At 35.9% G+C, this 19,414-nt stretch carries 17 protein-coding genes; 6 read left to right on the top strand and 11 right to left on the bottom strand.

What is annotated here, in order from left to right; genetic code table 11:
• Window positions 1-74 precede the first annotated feature (74 nt).
• The gene (locus ACSVH7_RS01030; RefSeq protein ID WP_438064839.1) at window positions 75-575 is read left to right on the top strand and encodes a DUF456 domain-containing protein; all 501 of its coding nucleotides are present in this window, start codon (window positions 75-77) and stop codon (window positions 573-575) included.
• A gap of 218 nt (window positions 576-793) precedes the next feature.
• On the opposite strand, the gene ACSVH7_RS01025 is transcribed toward ACSVH7_RS01030, so the two are convergent.
• Both ACSVH7_RS01025 and ACSVH7_RS01020 read right to left on the bottom strand, forming a co-directional pair.
• Window positions 794-943 carry a Txe/YoeB family addiction module toxin gene (locus ACSVH7_RS01025; RefSeq protein ID WP_438065428.1) on the bottom strand — a complete coding sequence of 50 codons (150 nt, stop codon included), beginning with the start codon at window positions 941-943 and terminating at the stop codon, window positions 794-796.
• A gap of 111 nt (window positions 944-1,054) precedes the next feature.
• The gene (locus tag ACSVH7_RS01020; RefSeq protein ID WP_438064838.1) at window positions 1,055-1,276 is read right to left on the bottom strand and encodes a DUF2683 family protein; all 222 of its coding nucleotides are present in this window, start codon (window positions 1,274-1,276) and stop codon (window positions 1,055-1,057) included.
• Between the two features lie 313 nt (window positions 1,277-1,589).
• Between ACSVH7_RS01020 and ACSVH7_RS01015 the strand changes: the two genes are divergently transcribed.
• Window positions 1,590-1,718: a hypothetical protein gene (locus tag ACSVH7_RS01015; RefSeq protein WP_438064837.1), complete on the top strand. Its 129-nt coding sequence runs from the start codon at window positions 1,590-1,592 to the stop codon at window positions 1,716-1,718.
• Between the two features lie 87 nt (window positions 1,719-1,805).
• On the opposite strand, the gene ACSVH7_RS01010 is transcribed toward ACSVH7_RS01015, so the two are convergent.
• Window positions 1,806-2,024 (bottom strand): helix-turn-helix domain-containing protein, encoded by a 219-nt coding sequence (locus tag ACSVH7_RS01010; protein WP_438064836.1) that lies wholly within the window; start codon window positions 2,022-2,024, stop codon window positions 1,806-1,808.
• Window positions 2,025-2,187: 163 nt separating this feature from the next.
• On the opposite strand from ACSVH7_RS01010, the gene ACSVH7_RS01005 reads away from it, so the two are divergent.
• Genes ACSVH7_RS01005 through ACSVH7_RS00995 form a run of 3 tightly spaced genes read left to right on the top strand, consistent with a single transcriptional unit; the run spans window position 2,188 to window position 3,278 of the window.
• Complete coding sequence (locus ACSVH7_RS01005; RefSeq protein ID WP_438064835.1) at window positions 2,188-2,598, top strand: hypothetical protein; 411 nt, start codon at window positions 2,188-2,190, stop codon at window positions 2,596-2,598.
• 6 nt (window positions 2,599-2,604) lie between these two features.
• Window positions 2,605-2,976, top strand: coding sequence for a hypothetical protein (locus ACSVH7_RS01000; RefSeq protein ID WP_438064834.1), 372 nt, complete (start codon window positions 2,605-2,607; stop codon window positions 2,974-2,976).
• A gap of 11 nt (window positions 2,977-2,987) precedes the next feature.
• Window positions 2,988-3,278 (top strand): hypothetical protein, encoded by a 291-nt coding sequence (locus tag ACSVH7_RS00995; protein ID WP_438064833.1) that lies wholly within the window; start codon window positions 2,988-2,990, stop codon window positions 3,276-3,278.
• Between the two features lie 348 nt (window positions 3,279-3,626).
• Here the strand turns inward: ACSVH7_RS00995 and ACSVH7_RS00990 are convergent, their stop codons facing one another.
• The 8 genes from ACSVH7_RS00990 to ACSVH7_RS00955 all read right to left on the bottom strand — a co-directional run bounded on the left by ACSVH7_RS00990 (window position 3,627) and on the right by ACSVH7_RS00955 (window position 16,087).
• A complete protein-coding gene (locus ACSVH7_RS00990; protein WP_438064832.1) occupies window positions 3,627-4,832 on the bottom strand; it encodes an NAD(P)/FAD-dependent oxidoreductase in 1,206 nt (401 codons plus the stop codon).
• Window positions 4,829-5,572 carry a glycerophosphodiester phosphodiesterase gene (locus ACSVH7_RS00985; protein ID WP_438064831.1) on the bottom strand — a complete coding sequence of 248 codons (744 nt, stop codon included), beginning with the start codon at window positions 5,570-5,572 and terminating at the stop codon, window positions 4,829-4,831. Before ACSVH7_RS00985 ends, ACSVH7_RS00990 begins: the two co-directional genes overlap by 4 nt.
• Before the next feature lie 414 nt (window positions 5,573-5,986).
• Window positions 5,987-7,651, bottom strand: coding sequence for an alpha-amylase family glycosyl hydrolase (locus ACSVH7_RS00980; protein ID WP_438064830.1), 1,665 nt, complete (start codon window positions 7,649-7,651; stop codon window positions 5,987-5,989).
• Window positions 7,651-10,017, bottom strand: coding sequence for a TIM-barrel domain-containing protein (locus ACSVH7_RS00975; RefSeq protein ID WP_438064829.1), 2,367 nt, complete (start codon window positions 10,015-10,017; stop codon window positions 7,651-7,653). The genes ACSVH7_RS00980 and ACSVH7_RS00975 overlap by 1 nt, the downstream gene beginning before the upstream one ends.
• A gap of 65 nt (window positions 10,018-10,082) precedes the next feature.
• Window positions 10,083-12,374, bottom strand: a complete 2,292-nt coding sequence (locus ACSVH7_RS00970; RefSeq protein WP_438064828.1) for a glycoside hydrolase family 65 protein — start codon at window positions 12,372-12,374, stop codon at window positions 10,083-10,085.
• Window positions 12,375-12,436: 62 nt separating this feature from the next.
• A complete protein-coding gene (gene pgmB / locus ACSVH7_RS00965) occupies window positions 12,437-13,096 on the bottom strand; it encodes a beta-phosphoglucomutase (protein ID WP_438064827.1) in 660 nt (219 codons plus the stop codon).
• Between the two features lie 14 nt (window positions 13,097-13,110).
• The gene (locus ACSVH7_RS00960; RefSeq protein ID WP_438064826.1) at window positions 13,111-14,439 is read right to left on the bottom strand and encodes an MFS transporter; all 1,329 of its coding nucleotides are present in this window, start codon (window positions 14,437-14,439) and stop codon (window positions 13,111-13,113) included.
• 625 nt (window positions 14,440-15,064) lie between these two features.
• Complete coding sequence (locus ACSVH7_RS00955) at window positions 15,065-16,087, bottom strand: LacI family DNA-binding transcriptional regulator (RefSeq protein WP_438064825.1); 1,023 nt, start codon at window positions 16,085-16,087, stop codon at window positions 15,065-15,067.
• 234 nt (window positions 16,088-16,321) lie between these two features.
• Here ACSVH7_RS00955 and ACSVH7_RS00950 point away from each other — a divergent pair, with 234 nt between their 5' ends.
• The gene (locus ACSVH7_RS00950) at window positions 16,322-19,402 is read left to right on the top strand and encodes a SusC/RagA family TonB-linked outer membrane protein (protein ID WP_438064824.1); all 3,081 of its coding nucleotides are present in this window, start codon (window positions 16,322-16,324) and stop codon (window positions 19,400-19,402) included.
• Window positions 19,403-19,414 lie beyond the last annotated feature (12 nt).

The raw sequence follows: 19,414 nt of genomic DNA, 5'->3' as shown, positions 1-19,414 counted from the left end.
CAACTATTTTTCCCCATATTAGTAAAGGATAAAATATTGGATTATGAAGTCCAAAATTACTAAAAAAAAACAGTATGGATCTTTTCTTTTTAATAATCGGGTTTGTTTGTGTAATAGCGGGTCTTTTTGGAAGTTTTTTGCCCATATTACCGGGGCCAAGTTGCAGTTGGGTCGGCGTATTTTTACTCTTTTGTACCAAAGCAATTCCTATGAATTTTTGGGTTTTGGGGATTTCGTTACTCCTCACGATAGCTATCACTGTATTGGATTACCTGCTTCCCGCGAAAGGAGCCAAGAAATTTGGAGGCAGTACTTATGGTATTTGGGGAACGAATATTGGTTTGCTTGTAGGGATTTTTGCTCCGATACCGTTTGGATTTATTTTGGGACCATTTGTGGGAGCCTTTATCGGAGAACTGCTAACTAAACAATCTAATCCTCAGCGTGCTTTACAAGCAGCAACAGGCTCATTTATTGGTTTTGTCACCTCTTCTTTTATAAAATTTGTAGTTTGTATGATGTATTTGGGGTATTATATTTGGATGGTTTGGCAATATAAAGCGGTGCTATTCTAATTCAAAAATAACCCGTTGGGTGAAATTATTTTTTTACGACACTTCGATTCCTCAGAGCAGGCTAAAATTTAGAGATGTCTTTCATAGATAGCTAGTGCATTCGCCACAATAAACCCACTCGTCCAAGCATTTTGAAAATTGAATCCGCCTGTGATGGCGTCGATATTGACAATTTCGTCTGCAAAATATTTTGAGAAAAAGAATATGCTTTTGTAACATTAAGAATAATGCCCTAGCGCTGAAACTACAAAGACTGTTACAATATCGTCATGAACCTCATATATTAAACGGTCTTTTTTGTTGATTCTTCTTGACCAATATCCGCTTAATTCAAATTTTAACGGTTCAGGGTTACCACTACCAACCAGTGTAGGGATGGTCTTTCAACTCATTGAGTATTTTTATAATTTTTTTTATGCAAGCAAGATCGCCTGATTTTTTATGTTTTGAGAGATCTTTTTCAGCAGTTGCTTTAATGATTACTTGATACTTTCCCATAAATCTTCAGCACTTTCCATTAGCCGTCCTTTCTCGGTACTTGCTTTTTTTATTTTTTTTACAAATTCTGGATCGTAAGGGCTTTTGACATCTTCTTCAATCAAAACAATTTCTTTTGAATTTTCAGAAAACACACGAGCCATTTCTAAAAAAGCTTTTCCTTTTTTTGACTTTTCATTTATTTTTAAGGTTATTGTTGTCATCGCTTATTTTTTTCAAATTTACAAAAAGTTTTGTGGCTTGAGATGTCTTGTGTTTTGATTTATAGTGATTTGTGTTTTTTCTGTATTACCCCACCGCATTCGCCACAATATACCCACTGGTCCAAGCATTTTGAAAATTAAATCCGCCTGTGATGGCGTCGATGTTGACAATTTCGCCTGCAAAATATTTTGAGAAAAAGAATATGCTTTTGTAGTATTAAGAATAATGTCCTAGCGCTGAACTTATTTTGCAATTAATAAAGGGTTGATAAAATTTGTGTTGCAAAACATACTAATTTTAAAATCAACACTTATGTATAGTGTACTTGACAAAGATAAAATAAAAAGTGAGATTGTTCCTTATTTACCATTAGCAAAACGTGATTTTCTGGAAACAGTACCCTTAGAAGAAATAATAAATTGGGTTCTTTATAACCTGTAAACAAGAGTTCAAAGATGTCAATTGCCTGTTAAATCATAAGTGGCAATTTGTTTATTATCATTATCGAAAAAGGTGTGTTGTTTTGTTTTAAAACAACTCTTTAATTTCAATTTTAAGAGCTTTACAAATTTTGTATAGAGTAGAAATTGTGGTGCTAATTTCTCCTCTTTCAATTCTTCCAATTTGATTTCTAGGAATATTTGCATCATAAGATAAAATTTCTTGAGAAAGATTTAGGTTCAATCTTCTCAATTTTATTTTCTCTCCAACATCTTTTATTAATTTTATTTCTTCATTTTCTACCACGATTTAAAATTGCACAATCCTTTAATATTTAACTGACACATATTTGTGTCATTAAATTATTTTTTTTAATATTTGTAAAAAAAAATATCTGGCTTTTGAGGTTTCCCGTAAGGATCAAAAAAAAAACCGCCCTAATCTTGTATAAACATTAAATTAATAAATTATGAAAAAATTATTATTGCTTATTTGCACAGTTTTTTTGTTCAGTTGTTCCTCCGAAGAAAACGATTCAGGAAGTAGTTCTTATTATAATCCTCCTGCTTGGATTCAGGGAACTTGGGGAGAAAAAGCGGATGGAAATATAAATATTACAGACGAACCTTTGGTTAAATTTACTTCAGATAATTTTTGTCTCTTTGTTGGTGGTATAACAACACAATGTTGGAAAGAAGTAATTCAATTAACGCCACAATTTATGTCTGGTTCGGATAGTCATACTGATAGCACATATGAAATAAATCTTATATCAGGAAATGGCGCTGAAACATTAACAATGAATTTTAAAAAAGTTTCTGCAACTAAAATAATATTGGTAACTTCTACAGGGGGTAGAGAGTTAGATAAATTAAAATAAAAAGCTATGGTAATATTTATAATAATTGTGCTGGTAGTAATAATCTACATTTATAAATTTAATAACAGAGATAGAAATTTAGATTATAAACATTCACCTGAATATCAAAACCTTACTATTGCCGATAAAATGACAATAGATATAATAAATGGGCTAGAAGCTTCTATTAAACAGGATGTTTTAAATAAATTTAGTGATGACCATACAAGAATTACAGCTATAAAATCAATTATAAACCAAAGAGAAAATTCTTTTCTAAATAATATATATCAAATATCTAATCAAGAAAGAATATCTATTCCTTTAGCTTCAAAAGTAGTGAAAACTGCATGTGATACAGTTAGAATCACTTATGGATTAGACACAAAAAACTATTAAACTATTGATTTATGAAAATATATTTTAAAAAATACAAATACACTCATCAAATATTTTACTCTTCTGCCTCCGGGGCAAGTGTAGATATAACTAATGACGGGATTATTTTTGATTTACCGATGCACCCACAATTAAGTGGTACTTATTTCACTTTTGGAGAAGTTAGGAGAACAAATTCAAAGATTACTTATGAAGCACGAAAAATGGGACATAATGCAGTCTTTTATATCGATGAGGAAATTAACAGCAGTAAGTATAGTATTTATTTAGAAAATTTAGAAGGAATAATTTTAAAAGCTTGATAAAATTACCAACATAATTTGTCATTAAGCCAATAAATTCTTAATTTAAAAATAGTTAATAGATTAAATACAAACTAACCACAATACGGGTCTTTTAGCAATTCAATCTATTATTTTAATACAAAAAAAAACCTAAAATTTAAGTTTGCGACTTATATTTTAGGTTTTTTACGCAAAAGACAATTGTTGAATAAAAAATTAAATTAACGTTAATCCCTCACTCTAGACTTAACTCAATTGTTGGAAGCATAAAAAAATCAACCCTCTCCAACGCCCTGCTTGAAAAAATCGATTTTTTTTAAAAACTTCATCATTTTAAAATTGGGATTTTTGCTTTTTTAGTTATAATCACCCCACCGCATTCGCCACAATATACCCACTGGTCCAAGCATTTTGAAAATTAAATCCGCCTGTGATGGCGTCGATATTGACAATTTCGCCTGCAAAATATAGGTTGGGGTGGATTTTACTTTCCATAGTTTTAAAGTTGATTTCCTTTAAATCAATACCGCCAGCTGTAACGAATTCTTCTTTGAAAGTGCTTTTACCATTGATTTGGAAAACACCATTTGTGAGCTGTTGGGCCAAGTGTTGCAATTGGGTTTTGGACAAATCGGCCCATTTGGTTTCGGTGCTGATACCAGCGGCCAGCACCAAACTTTCCCATAAGCGGTTGGTGAGTTCAAAAGGTGATTTTTTGGCGACTGTTTTTTTAGCTTGTTCTTGTTTAAGGGTTTTCAATTGAGCAAGGGCTTCTGCTGTATCCAGATCATTGAGCCAATTCACCAATAGCGTAAATTGATAGTTTTTGTCGTGTAAAATGCGGGCACCCCAAGCGGATAGTTTCAAAATTGCGGGGCCACTCATTCCCCAATGGGTAATTAAAAGTGGTCCAGTGGCTTCGAGTTTGGTGTCCTTCACTCTTACGGTTACTTTTGCCGAAACGCCTGGCAACTCTTTGATTCGGGGGTCTTTGGTGTTAAACGTGAATAAAGAGGGCACGGGAGGAATGATGGCGTGGCCAAATTCCTGTAGCATATCCCAAATTTTCGGGTTACTTCCCGTAGCTAAAATCAAATTTTCGGCTTGATAGTTTTGATTTTGGGTGTCAATTTTCCAGTAGTTGTCTTTTTTGAAAATAGATTGTACGCTCTGACCTGTGAGGACTTTGATGCCTAGCTGTTGGGTAGCTTTTAGAAAACAATCAATGATGGTTTGAGAAGAGTTCGAAACGGGAAACATTCGGCCGTCGTCTTCAATTTTGAGGGCTACGCCATGGCGTTCAAACCACTCGATGGTGTCTCCAGAGCAAAATTGATGGAAAGGACCTCGCAATTCTTTTTCGCCTCTTGGATAAAATTTTACGAGTTCGTTAGGTTCAAAACAGGCGTGGGTTACATTGCAACGACCGCCACCCGAAATGCGCACTTTGCCTAGTACTTCGGCACCACGTTCTAAAATGGCTACTTTGGCTTTTGGATTTCTTTCTACAATGTTGATGGCAGTAAAAAAACCTGCAGCGCCACCTCCCACAATTAAACAGTCGTACATCATTGTAATCTTTCGGGAAAATTACAAAAAATTCCATCGACACCCAATGCGATTACTCTTTTAATGTCTTCAGGGTTGTTTACGGTGTACGTGTTGATTTTAAATCCTTCTTGGTGAATGCGTTTTACATTTTCGGGCGTGAGGGTTTTGAACCAAGGATTGATGGAGGTTGCCTTTAATTGATGTGCTATTGGGAGTGCGTCTAGCGGATTTTCTTCCGTTAAAACGTCGATAGCTATTTTGGAATCGAGTTTTCGATAGGTTGCTAATTCGTTCCAAAGGAAACTGGAGATGATAAAATCAGAAGTTTTCCAGCCTTTTTTGCCAAAAGAAGAAACAATTTTATGTGTAGCTTCGGCGGTATTTTTGCCTTTTAATTCAATATTTAAAGGCACTTTTCGGTCGATGGTGGTGATGATTTCTTCTAGCGTTGGAATGTGATGTCCGCCTTTTACGATTACTTTTTGCAAGGCTTCGAAAGTGTAGTCTTCTATCGGACCTTTTGCATTGGTGAGGCTATCCAAAATATCGTCGTGAAATACCATAACTTCTCCTGTTTTGATGACAAACACATCAATTTCGATGCGGTCGACACCCATCGCTAATGCTTTTTTAATCGCTGGAACGGTGTTTTGGGTTTCGTGTCCCATGGCGCCTCTGTGGCCAATGTTGAGTGGTTTGTGCATAGTTGTACAACTGGTTAATCCAATAAAAATAAGCCAAAGATACGGTTGAAGTTTCATTTTTTTTCTTTTGGTCTAAAATAGGAAAAAGCAATTACTTCTTGGTTAAATACGGCGTTATCATTGTTTTATGTTTTTTGTGAAATTAACCGCAAGGTTCGCAAAGATTTACGCAAGGAACGCAAAGTAAAAAGTATTTCTTAGTGTTACTTTGTGATTCCTTAGTGTTTCTTCGTGGTAAAAAACTTAACCGCAAGGACGCAAAGTCGCAAAGTTTAATAGCATTTCTTAGTGTTTCTTTGTGGTAAAAATTAACCGCAAGGTCCGCAAAGATTTACGCAAGGAACGCAAAGTACAAAAGTATCTTGCTTCTTGTTCTTTCTTGGTAAAAAAACACCGCAAATTCGCAAATTATGCTCCCTACTTTGGGAAATGAATTTGCGAATTTGCGGTCTATAAAATCTTATGAATTTTCTATTTTTTTGCCTCTAAAAGCACAAAAGTAAAGTTGGAATCGATGATTACTTTTCCGTTTTTCACTTTGGCAGTTTGGTTGGAATAAGCATCGCGAACCGTAGTGCCATTTTTGAAAATAGAGCCAACAGGGATTTCTTTTTTACCAGTTTTAACATCTAAGGCCACTACTACCTGATCGTTGTAATTGCCTTTGGTGTATTGACGGCTAAACACGTAAGGAGCCTCAGCAATTTTTTGGTGAACTCCAGCACCTACCGATGGATGGTTTCTTCGGAATTGCCCTAGTTTTTGCCAATGTGCCAATGTCTTCTGCGTTTCAGGATTGGTTTTGATGGCGCCCCAATTCATAAACGAACGCAAAGTCGCATCGCCTTGAGTGCCTTCGATTACTAAAGAACGTCCCGATTCATCACCATAATACACTTGAGAAATTCCTGGGGAAAGCAAAAGTTTAGTGCTACTTTCTATAGTTTTTTCTCTTTTTGGATCAAAAGGGGCTCCGTCATCATGAGAAGATAAATAATTCAGAACGCTGTAGCCTTTGAGTTCGTTGTTTAATTTGGAACTGTATTTTGAGAAAATGGATTCATAATCGTTTTTAGCATCCCATTTGAACTCAAAATTGATCATGTTGTTGAAGCCGTTTTGGAAATAATTGATTTTTTTGTCGCCAAAATCAAAATCTTGTCCACCACTGATACCGTAGTTGTACACTTCGGCTATGGTGTAAAAAGGGTTGTTGTCTAATACTTTGGTAGGATTGTTTTTCTTCCAAACCTCAAAAGCGTACAAACATTCTTTTTGAAAGGCGGCCCATACTTTTTCATCGGTATGTTTTACGGTGTCGGCACGGTAGCCATCGATTCCGAATTCTACGATATAATCTGTCAACCATTTGATGATGTAATATTTTGGGGCTCTTGGGTAACCTGTTCTTTTGAAAAAGGCATCCAAAGAAGCGATTTCTTTTTCGTAACGGCCTTCTTTTTTCCATTTTTTAATCAAGAAAGGAGGGAGGGCTACTTCTTTTTCACTTTCTGTCAAAACATCGGGAAGATTGGCCACTAAGGTACATTCGGTAGTGCCTACAAAATTTTTGTAATCGCATTGTGGTCCTGTGCGAACCCAATCCGGTGGCCATACGGCATCTTTCTCAGTCACAGGTCCGGTATGATTGATTACGCCATCCAAAACAATACGGATGCCTTTGGCGTGGGCTTTTTTTACTAAGTCGGCCAAATCTTCTTTGGTACCAAAATTCGGATCTAAGGCTGTCCAATCTTTCGCCCAATAGCCATGAAAACCATAACTTAAGCCCGTTCCTTCGTCTACACCTTCGTGAATGTTTTCTACGATCGGTGTCATCCAAATGGCATTGATTCCGAGTTTAGTAAAATAGCCTTCTTCAATTTTTTGGGTGATACCTTTGAGGTTTCCACCTTCAAAACCGCGGAGTTTTCCTGGGGTTTTGGTTCTGTCAAAATAGATTTCTTTTTGATTATTATCGTCATTAAAACGATCGGTCATTAAGAAATACAAATTGGCCCCTTCCCAAACAAAGGGAGTAGTTTCTTTTTTGGGTGCTTGTTTTTGCTGTGCGCTAGCCATTCCACCCACTAAGGTGGAAAGGGCTAAAGTAAGCGCTATCGTTTGTTTTTTCATTAGTGTTGCATTTGAATTTGAGTCGGTTTGTTATTGCTTACAGGAACTGTCACAGTAATTGTTTGTGCTTCTTTGGTAAACGGAGTAACGATTCCGTTTACTTTGATTTGGCTAATCGCTTCAGTATTGTGTAAGATTAGATTGGCTTTTTTGTCTTTTGAAGAGAATGCTTTTCCTGATTTAGTCGCTACTGTAATTGTAGTACTATTTCCTTTGGTTTGGGCATTGAACGTGATTATTTCATACAGACCTTTTTCGAAAGCATTAGCAGTTACACCATCATCATTGTATACTTTTCCTTCACTATTAAGTGTTTTTTCATCCATAAAATAATGAACGTCAAAGGAGTCTAAACTATATTTTGTAGTGCTTTGAATGGTTTTGATCATAGGAATGAAAGCGCCTCCACGTACAAAAACAGGAATATGATCAGTAGCTGTAGCTACATTCGCAGTGCTTCCACCTTCATATTTTGCATCAGAATAAAAGTCGAACCAAGAATTGTTTTTTGGAAAATAAATGTCGGCCGATTTTTTACCCGCTTCGGTGATTGGGTGTACTAAAAAGTCATTCCCCCAAAGATAAGTGTGGGAAACCGTTTGCAAGATGTTGTTTTCAGGCTCTTCAAAAAACAACGGACGCATTAAAGGTGTTCCTTTTTGATTGTTTTCAAAAGCGATGGTGTAATTGTAAGGTAACAATTGGTACCTCAATTCCACTTGTTTTTTAGCAGTAGCTTTGGTTACAATGTCTTTGAAAATGGGCTCTGAAGGCACATCTTGTTGGGCATGTGGACGGAAAATAGGTTGAAAAACCCCATATTGCAACCATCTTAAGTACAATTCATTGTCGTAGTAATCGCCTGCAAATCCACCCAAATCCGAGTGCATGTAACCGATTCCTTGTAATCCCATTTGTAAGGAGATTTCGGTTTGTGGTTGCAATCCGCCCCAAGTACGATTCACATCGCCTGACCACGGGATCATGCCAAAACGTTGTGATCCAGAGTAGCCAGCACGCATTAAGATAAAGGGACGAGTGGTTGAAAATTCTTTTTTGTAGCCTTCAGCAATCAATTCGGCCCAGTGGTGACCGTAGATATTGTGTACTTCGTCAGCGGTTCCGCCTTTAGTGATGGCCGCTGAAGGGAATACTTCGGGTTCTCCTAGATCGCCCCAAAATCCGCCAACACCTTGCTGGATTAATCTTTTGTAAACATCCCAAAACCATTGTTTTCCGTCCGGATTAAAAATGTCTACAATTCCGGTGTTACCAAAAAAGAATTGAAAGGTATAGGGCTTGCCTTCTTTGTCAGTAGCTAAAACCTTTTTCTCTACGGTTTCATTCCATTTACTTGATGTTGTAGTGATGAACGGCTCGGTGATCAAGACGGTTTTCACTCCTTTTTGATTTAAGTCATCTATCATTTTGGTTGGATTGGGAAAGTTGTCTTTGTCCCAATCTAAATTACCCATAGTTCCAGTAATTTCTTTTCCAAACCAATACAAATCCAAAATAATAGCATCTACTGGAATCGCGTCTTTGATGTATTTATCAATAGTTTTGTTGACTTCGTCTTGAGAATGATACCCAAATCGGCTAGAAAAATTTCCTAAAGTCCAAAGTGCCGGTAACGGTTGTTTTCCAGTCAATGTTGTATAACTATCGATTAAATCAGTCCAAGAATTTCCGGCTATCACTTGATAGGTTTTGCGACCCGAAATGGTTTCATACGCTAAAGTGTTGTCTTTTTTACTGTCTAAATCCAAATAACCAATTGGTGCATTGTCAAAATGGATGGCGTAAATTTTAGAAGAAAGTACCAATGGCATGGTGAAATTCATCAATTCAGAATGCGTTTCGTAACCGTAGTGCGCTCTGTTGTACAATTGCAAACGATGACCACGACGATTCATTCCCAAAACACGTTCTCCAGTACCGTACAATATTTCAGTAGCATCTAAATTAAAATCAAGAATTTCGTTCGTTTCTTTTTTGAAATAGCCTGTTTTTTCCGAAATTAATTCTTTGTTTAAGTAAGAATACGTGATTTTAAAAGGTGCTTTGTCAACAACGACCACAATTCCATTAGTTGCCATTTTAAGGGACGTTGGAGTTGTGGTAATTTTTAGGTTGACCTTTTGAGGCGTTGCTACTACAGCATGCGATTTTGGATTGGCTTTTTCTCCATTTGGTACAAACGAAGTGGAAATGATTTTGTCAGAATACGGTTGGAAAGTGTACACACCATCTGAAGTGGTAACTTCTAGCGATTGATTGGTTTTTTTGAAACTTTCAAACTTTCGATTGGCATTTTGTGCCAATGCTAGTGAGCTGAATAATAGTAATACGATTATTTTTCTCATTTTTTTTAAATTTTAAACCCTTTCAAAGCGGACTTTGAAAGGGTTATTAGTATTGTTGAATCGAATTAGTTAGGTTGTACCACCACTTCTTTTCCGTTGACAAATACGGTCAATGCTTTATCGCCTTCTAATGAAAATTTGGTCTCGTTTTGAGTAACTTCCATTTTTAGTATTTGGTGTCTAAAGTTGATTTTGAATGAATATCCTTCCCATTCTTTAGGGATTTTTGGGGCAAAATGTAAGGCATTTTCTTTAACACGCATTCCACCAAAACCTTCTACGATACTCATCCAAGTACCTGCCATAGAAGTGATATGACACCCTTCTTCTACCTCTTTGTTGTAATCATCTAAATCTAGACGGGATGTTCTTAAGTAGAAAGCATAAGCCATATCCATTTTGTCTAGTTTGGCTGCTTGAATAGAGTGAACACAAGGAGAAAGGGAACTTTCGTGTACCGTAAATGATTCGTAGAATTCAAAATTCTTTCTTAATTCTTCGGTGGTGAAATCATCTTCGAAGAAATAAAACCCTTGTAATACGTCGGCTTGTTTGATGTAAGGGGAACGTAATACTCTATCCCAAGACCATTTTTGGTTGATCGGACGTTGTGAGCGGTCTAAGTCTTTTACAGGAACTAAATCTTTGTCTAAGAACCCATCTTGTTGCAAGTAAATCCCCAATTCTTCTGATTTTGGGAAATACATATTACCAGAAACTTTTTTCCAATCTTGTAACTCTGCATCGGCTAGATTTACTTTTTCGATGACGCGTTTGTGATCTGATGGATATTCCGTGGCTACTTTTTGAATTTGTTCGTAGGCATAATCAATACACCATTTAGCAATATAATTGGTGTAGAAATTATTGTTGATGTTGTTTTCGTATTCGTTTGGTCCTGTAACGCCCAAAATCATATATTGATTTTTGTTAGTCGAGAACGAGGCTCTTTGGTGCCAGAAACGAGCAATACCAATTAACACTTCTAATCCTTTTTCAGGAATATAAGAGTAGTCTCCGGTGTAACGGTAGTAGTTATAAATGGCGAAAGCAATTGCTCCATTACGGTGAATTTCTTCATGGGTAATTTCCCATTCGTTGTGGCATTCTTCTCCGTTCATGGTTACCATTGGATACAAGGCCGCACCGTTTTTGAAGCCTAAATTATCTTTAGCATTTTCGATAGCTTTGTCTAATTGATTGTAACGGTACGTTAACAAGTTCCGCGCCACTTCTTGGTCTTTGGTGGCCATGTAGAAAGGAATACAATACGCTTCAGTGTCCCAATAAGTAGATCCACCGTATTTCTCACCTGTAAATCCTTTTGGACCAATGTTCAATCTAGAATCTTTACCTAAATACGTTTGGTTCAATTGGAAGATGTTAAAACGAATACCTTGTTGTGCTTTGACGTCACCGGCAATTGTAATATCTGACATTTCCCAAATTTTAGCCCAAGCTTCAATTTGTTCTTGTAATAAGACGTCATATCCTTTAGATAAAGCTGCTTGAATTACTTTTTCGGCGGCAACTTGTGTGTGATCATGGTTTAAAGAAACGGTGTAACCTCCCATTTTTTGGATTGAAGATTTTTCTCCTTTGGCTACTAAAGTTTCATAAGTATACTGCACTTTATCATGGCTAGACTCAACAGAAGATGCCGAAATTTGTGAAGGCGCTCCATTAATTAGAATAGTATTGTGCATAAAAGTAGTTACTTTAAAATGCGTTTTGAAGGTTTGAGCGGTAATGAATGCTTCGTTACTTCCTTTTTTAACATCTAATGGTTCCCAGAATTTTTCTTCCCAGTTGGCGTCTTCATTGGTGATTCCAGCGTCGATATAGGGTTTGTAAACGATTTTGGCATCTTTGTTTAGAGGCGTAATTTCGTAATTAATTACACCTACTTCGTCTAGAGTTAAACTTAAAAAACGACGCACATTTACAGCGATTTCTGTACCATTGGCTAAGATGGCTTCGAAAGATCGGTTGTACCAACCTTCCTTCATGTTTAATTCTCTTTTGAAATTTTTTACTTCAGAACAGCTAAATAAATCAAAATTTTCACCATTAATTACTATTTCAATTCCAATCCAATTAGGAGCGTTTAATACTTTGGCAAAATATTTTGGGTAACCGTTTTTCCACCATCCCACTTTGGTTTTATCGGGATAGTAAATTCCGGCGATATAACTTCCTTGAAAAGTTGGACCAGCGTAGTTTTCCTCAAAATTAGCTCTTTGTCCCATGGCGCCATTACCGATGCTGAATAGACTTTCGGATGACTTTACTCTTTCTACATCAAATTCTTCTTCAATGATGGACCAATTGTCGGGTTTAATATAATCTTGGTTCATTTTTTCTATTTTTTTATTGTTCTTTATAGGGGTGTTTAGACTTTTTACTGTCTTTGAATTTCTTATTTGTTGATTAATTCACTTAAAAAAGCTTCACTAATACATGTAAAGTCTTTAAAGTTGTGGTGTGCTTCGTATAAAACAGTGGCATCTCCAATGCCAATACTTGTCATAGTACCAATATTAGCGGCTTGAACACCGGCAACGGAATCTTCGAAAACAAAAGAATCGCTGTTGGCAACTGCTAATTTTTGGGCAGCAATTAAGAAAACTTCCGGATCTGGTTTCGCATTGCTAACGTCATTTCCGTCAACAATAACATCAAAATAGGATAGAATTCCTGTTTTTTCTAAAATAGGTCTGGCGTTTTTACTGGCTGATCCAAGAGCAATACCTTGTCCTTTGGCTTTTAAAAAATTCAATACAGTCATTACACCAGGAAGAATCTCAGTTTCATCCATATCCACTAAATAGGATAGATAGTCTTCATTTTTTTGAATTAACCATTGGTCTTTTTGTTCTTGAGAAGCTTCAATTTTTCCTAAATCTAAAATGATGTCTAGGGAACGTACTCGACTCACTCCTTTTAATAATTCATTATGGTCGTGCGTAAATTCAATATGTAGGCTATCGGCAATTTTTTTCCAAGCCAAATAGTGATATTTCGCTGTGTCAACAATGACACCATCTAAATCGAATATAAATCCTTTTTTCTTTTTCATTTTTAAAATAAATTTTAATGACTCGTTGTTTTTTCTTTAATGAAAATAACCCCTAAGCCTGCAATCAACATTGAAATTCCAGCGATGACAATAATAGCCATTGGGAAACCACCAAAAAATGCAATAAGAGTGCTTCCTAATAATCCTGCTGCAATTTGTGGAAGGGTTATTGTGGCATTGAATAGGCCCATGTAAACTCCCATTTTGTCTGCGGGCAGTGAGCCAGATAGCATAGCATAAGGCATGGCTAATATGGCAGCCCAAGCCAATCCTACTCCAACCATAGAGAGTAGTAATAGATTTTTGTCTTCGATTAAAAACATCGAAATTAATCCTAGTCCTCCTAGTAATAAGGAAAAGGAATAGGTTTTTTTTCGTCCAATGGTTTTAGCTATGGAAGGCATAAGTAGCGAATAAAAAGCGGCTACGGCACTATAAAAGGCGAATAAAACACCAGTCCAATCTCCTGCTTCATTAAACCCGATAGATTTGGCATCCAGTGCATCAGGTCCCCATACTTGATTGGCAATCGCTCTTGTGGTATACACCCACATTAAAAATAGGGCAAACCAGGAAAAGAATTGTACAAATCCCAACTGCCAAAATATTTTTGGAGCCGTTGAGATTAATTTTAGAATACTTGTTTTTTCTTTTTTGACTTCAGCATTTAAGTCGATTTTATTATAAAGAGCGTGTTCTTTGGGAGCATATTCCTTGGTTTTAAATACAGTCCATAATACACTGATCAGTAATATGCTACCGCCAATGTAGAACGACCATATTACTGAGTCGGCTACTTTTTCGCCTGCAGCAGGAACATTTGCAATTCCGGATTGAGCTAAAATCCAAGGAAGTAAGGAACCAAATACGGCTCCAAAGTTGATTAAAGCACTTTGAAGAGAATAGCCTAAATTGCGTTGGTCATCATTGACCATATCGCCCACTAAAGCTCTAAAGGGTTGCATGGTTACATTAAATGAAGTATCCATCAAAAGCAACATCAAACCTCCGAAGAATAGTGGGGGTAAGAGGTAGGCAAAATACTCAGCATTAGGCATAAAAAACATCGCTAGCGCTGAAACAATGGCACCAAAAAATATAAATGGAATTCGTCTACCAAGTCGGGTCCAGGTTTTATCACTTGAAAGTCCGATAATAGGTTGTACTATTAATCCTGCCAATGGAGCGGCTAGCCAAAAGTAACCAATACTATGAACATCAGCTCCAAGTGCTTCTAAGATTCTACTAGTATTTCCATTTTGAAGGGAGTATCCAATTTGAACCCCTAAAAACCCAAAGCTTAGATTCCAAATTTGCCAAAAACTTAATTTTGGTTTTTCCATATGATTGTTTTTAAAAGTTAATTACTACAAACGCCATAGTGTTTGTTTACGTCTAATGCTGATAAAACAAATACATGTTGTAAGGTTATACTACATTAAAAGAGGAGGTACAAAGCAATTTGATGTTTAGGGTAGTGCTATGTTTTAAAAAATAGGCAAACAATTAAAGGGTATTTCACTTTAATGGTTCGACTATTGTAAAACTAGGATGCCTTAAATGGGGCAATTGCAATATATTCTTTACGTTTTAATGTGTTATTTCTATATAAAATTAGAATATAGAGAATTTTACAAAAAAGAATGATTTGTTTTTTGCTTTTTTAAGTAAGGTCTTGGTGGTTTTTCTTTTATTTCAAGGGTTATTTTGAAGTAAAAGAGGGGAAGTCATAAAACTTTACTTAATTTTCGAAGTAAAAGAAAAAGTTTAGACTTATGTAAATATATAAAATAATACAATTACTGCTCTTTTTATTAAGGAATAATTAGTACTCCAACGTTTTTTGTTGATAAATATAGCATAGAAATCGTGGTTAAGTACAAAGAATACAATAGCTGTTTTTGTTCCTTATTTTGTTTTCTCATGGTGCAGTAGTGTCATTGAATCTAACATTTCATGCTGATAATTTTAAGTGGATTCTCTTTCTATTAGATGAGTTTCGATAATTTCTGTGGCAAAAACTTCTTCTTCCGTATCTTGTTCTTCACTCTCTAGTCGTTGGATCAGCATTTCGGCCGCTTTTTTTCCCATTTTGACACCACTTTGACTTACGGTAGTAATAGTAGGAGTGGAGTATTTAGAGATGATACCGTCTGTAAATGCTACAATCGCTAAGTCTTTAGGGATGGCTAATCCTATTTTATGAGCAGTTTTTAAAATAGTGACTGCAAAAAGTTCATTTACAGCAAAAACAGCATCAATGGCCTTATCTTCTAGGAGTTGGCTTATGATTATTTCGCAAGTTTCTACATCTTCTATTTTGATAATTAAATCTTCATCGAAAGGGATGTGGTTGTTTTTTAGCGCTTCCGTATAGCCGTCTGTTCTTAATTTTCCAACGCTTACGTAGTCAACGGTGGTAACTAAAGCAATTTTCTTTCTTCCTAGTTTGATGAGGTATTCTACGGCTTCATAAGCCGCTTTTTTATCATCGATAATGACTTTGTCGCAAATGACTTCTTCGGTAATTCTATCAAACATGACCACGGGCATTCCTTGGTCGATTACCTCTGTGATGTGGTGAAAATCTTTTTTGAATTGCGTTTCTTTAGAGAGCGACATGATGAATCCATCGGTGCTTCCGTGTGCTAGAAGTTCCATGTTCATTACTTCTTTGTCGAAGGAATCATCAGACAAACAAATGATAACACTGTATCCTTTTTCATTGGCTACTTGTTCGATACCATTAATGACTGTAGAAAAGAAATGGTGTACTATTTCGGGGATGATAATTCCGATGGTTTTAGTTCTTCTGTTTTTTAAACTAAGCGCTATGTTATTGGGTCTGTAATTGTAAAATTTGGCAAAAGCTTGTACTTTCAAACGCGTTTCTTCTCCTATTTCCAAGCTATTTCGTAATGATTTAGAAACGGTTGAAATGGAAACATCAAGTTCTTTGGCGATTTGTTTTAAAGTTACTTTTTTTTTCATTTCTTAATTTTTTTTGGAGCAGTAATCGTTATAGTTACTCTTTTTTTTTTGTTTCTGGTAATTTTCAGATAAAAATAATAAATAATTCTCAAAGTTTTCAACACTATCACGTTTTCGTAGCTCCAGATGATTTATGTCATGTCGGTGGCATTAATATTATGTTAATTTTGAAATTCGAAGTAAAGAAAAAGCTGAACTAAAAACCAAAATTAAAAATTAATTTAAACAAAAAGTATGAAAACAATTTATAAAAAGTTGTTATTTTTATTGCTACTCCTGCCATTTAGCATGCTGGCTCAGAATGCTGTTACGGGAACGGTTCTTGAAAAAGGAACAGGACAACCTATGCCAGGGGTCAATGTAAATATACAAGGAGCTGCAAATGGTGTTTCTACCGATTTTGATGGTAAATATAAACTATCCAACCTTAAAAAAGGGGATAAAGTTGTATTTTCTTATATAGGTTTTAGAAACGTTGTTTTAACTTATGATGGGCAAGCGACTCTAAATGCATCACTAGACGAAGATTCAAATGAGTTGAAAGAAGTAGTGGTTCAAGTAGGGTACGGTTCTGTAAAGAAAAAAGATGCCACGGGATCTGTAGCGATACTTGGAGCTAAAGATTTCAACAAGGGCGCAATCGTTTCCGTAGATCAATTGTTGTCTGGAAAAGCGGCTGGGGTACGTATTACTAACAACGGTGGTCAACCGGATTCTGCTCCAAATATCAGGATTCGTGGTGGTGCTTCTTTGAGTGCTTCTAATGATCCGTTAATCATTATTGATGGGGTGCCTATTAGTAATGAAAACCCAGCGGGTGTTAGCAATCCATTATCTTTGGTGAATCCAAATGACGTAGAAAGTTTCTCTATCCTTAAAGATGCTTCTGCTACTGCAATTTACGGGGTGCGTGCTTCTAACGGGGTAATCATCATTACTACTAAAAAAGGAACTTCAGGTGCGCCTCAGTTTAATTATTCCTCAAACGTTTCCGTTGGTCAGGTAGGTAGAAAAATTAATGTAATGAACTCCAGTGAGTTTGTGAAATTTATTCAAGAATACCACCCAACAAGAACTAACGATTTGGGTATAGATGATCCAAGTAATACCTTGGTAGATGATTTGTCTACACCTCAAATTGAAGGAAGAATTATTGCTGATACGGATTGGCAAAGTCAAGTATACAGAACAGCAATTTCTACAGATCACAACTTTAGTGCGAGAGCTAATTTGTACAACAGAATTCCATTTAGAGCTTCTGTAGGATACAATAACACACAAGGTCTTGTAAAAAACAATGATTTTGAGCGATATAGCTACTCTTTAAAAATGACTCCAAAATTCTTGGATGATAATTTGAAGGTTGATTTCAATGCCAAAGGAACCATTACAACTAAAAATTCTGTGGATGACGGAGGTGCCATTGGTGGTGCTGTAGCAATGGATCCAACTAAACCTGTGTATGATAGCAATAGTATTTTTGGTGGATTTTATCAAAATACACGTCTAAACGGTGGTAGAAACCAATTAGAAGGTGCTTCAAACCCTTTAGCGTTATTAGAGCAAAGAACCAGACCTGAAAAAGCGATCCGTTTCTTAGGAAATATTGAATTTGACTATAAAATGCCTTTCCTAAAAGATTTAAGAGCGATTGTAAATTTAGGTTTAGATGCTTCTGAAGCTAGAATTAGAGAAGTGTACAGTAACAATGCTATTGCTACTTACCGATTTAATCAAGGGAAAGATCCATTGACCAATTATGTATTCAACCCAGGTGAAAATTACTTAGAAAATCAAACGTCTACTAACCAAACGATGGATGCTTATTTAGCTTACAATAAAAGCTTGACTGGATTTGTAACTAAATTAGATGTTCAAGGGGGATATACTTACCAAAACTTTAAAACAGATGGTAATAAAGATATTTATCAATACAATGTCGATTCTGGATTAAGAGAATTGCGTTACAATGTTAACAATCCAAACAACAGATATTATAGCCCTCTAAACTTACAAGCTTATTTTGCTAGAGCTAACGTAGATATTTTAGACAAATATTTATTAACGGCTACCTTTAGAGCGGATGGGTCTTCCTTATTCCAAAAAGATCAAAGATGGGGTTATTTCCCTGCAGTAGGTGCGGCTTGGAAAATTAAAGAAGAAACGTTTATCAAAGATTCTGAATTTTTCCAAAACTTAAAATTACGTTTAGGATGGGGTAAAACAGGACAACAAAACATTACAGGTTCTGTTGGATATTTTCCTTCTAGTCCATTTTTCGAAATTGGAGATCCAAATAGCCAGTATTTACCTGGATATCCAACCTATTCTGCAAAAGCATTTAATCCAAATGTTACGTGGGAAAAAACAGACAATTACAACATCGGATTGGATTTCGAATTGTTTAAAAGCGGGTTGCTTTCTGGAGCAGTTGATTTTTACAAAAGAAACACGAATGACTTGTTAGCGGTAGTTCCAGTGCCTTCTGGACAAGGATTAACTAGTACTTTTATTGATAACGTAGGTTCTATTGAAAGTAAAGGTTTTGAAGCAAATCTTGATGTGAAAGCCGTTCAAACCGAAGATTTCTCATTCACAATTGGTGGTAACATTGCTTATAACTACAGTAAAGTAACCAACCTTAAAGGGATTACTCAAGTTCAAGCCTCTGAAAGTGGATTGCCAACCGGAACAGGTTTGTTTTTAGCGAATCACGCTGTAGGACATCAACCGTATTCTGCTTGGGTTTTCCAACAAATTTATGATGAAAACGGAAAACCAATTCCAGGTGCTTTTAGAGACTTGAATGGCGATAACAAAATTGATAATCATGATAGATACTACAAAGCATTAAGACCAAATTGGACGTACGGTTTCAGTACTAATTTCAACTACAAAAATTGGGATTTAGTGGCTAACTTTAGAGGACAAATCGGTGGGCAAGTGTACAATTCAAGATTAACAACTACTGGTTTTACGGATCGCGCGATACAAGGTACTTCAAGTGCTTTGAACAACGTACTTAATTTCTATGATGGGTCTGCCGATCCTTTGTACAAAAACTTTAATGGTAATGATACTTTTTCAGATCATTTGTTAGAAGACGCTACTTTCTTGCGTTTAGACAACATTACTTTAGGATACAAGTTCAACAAATTCGTACGTAGTTCTTCTCTTAGAGTATATGGATCTGTAAACAATGTGTTTGTATTGACTAAATACTCTGGACAAGATCCTGAGAATTTTAATGCAATTGATAATAACTTTTATCCAAGACCAAGAACCTATACTTTTGGTTTGAGCCTTGATTTTTAATTCATTTTAAAG

Source organism: Flavobacterium sp. TSSA_36 (genome assembly GCF_051547165.1).
Lineage (GTDB): Bacteria > Bacteroidota > Bacteroidia > Flavobacteriales > Flavobacteriaceae > Flavobacterium.
Note: the sequence above shows the minus strand (reverse complement) of the source record. Positions and strands in the feature narration are given on the sequence as shown.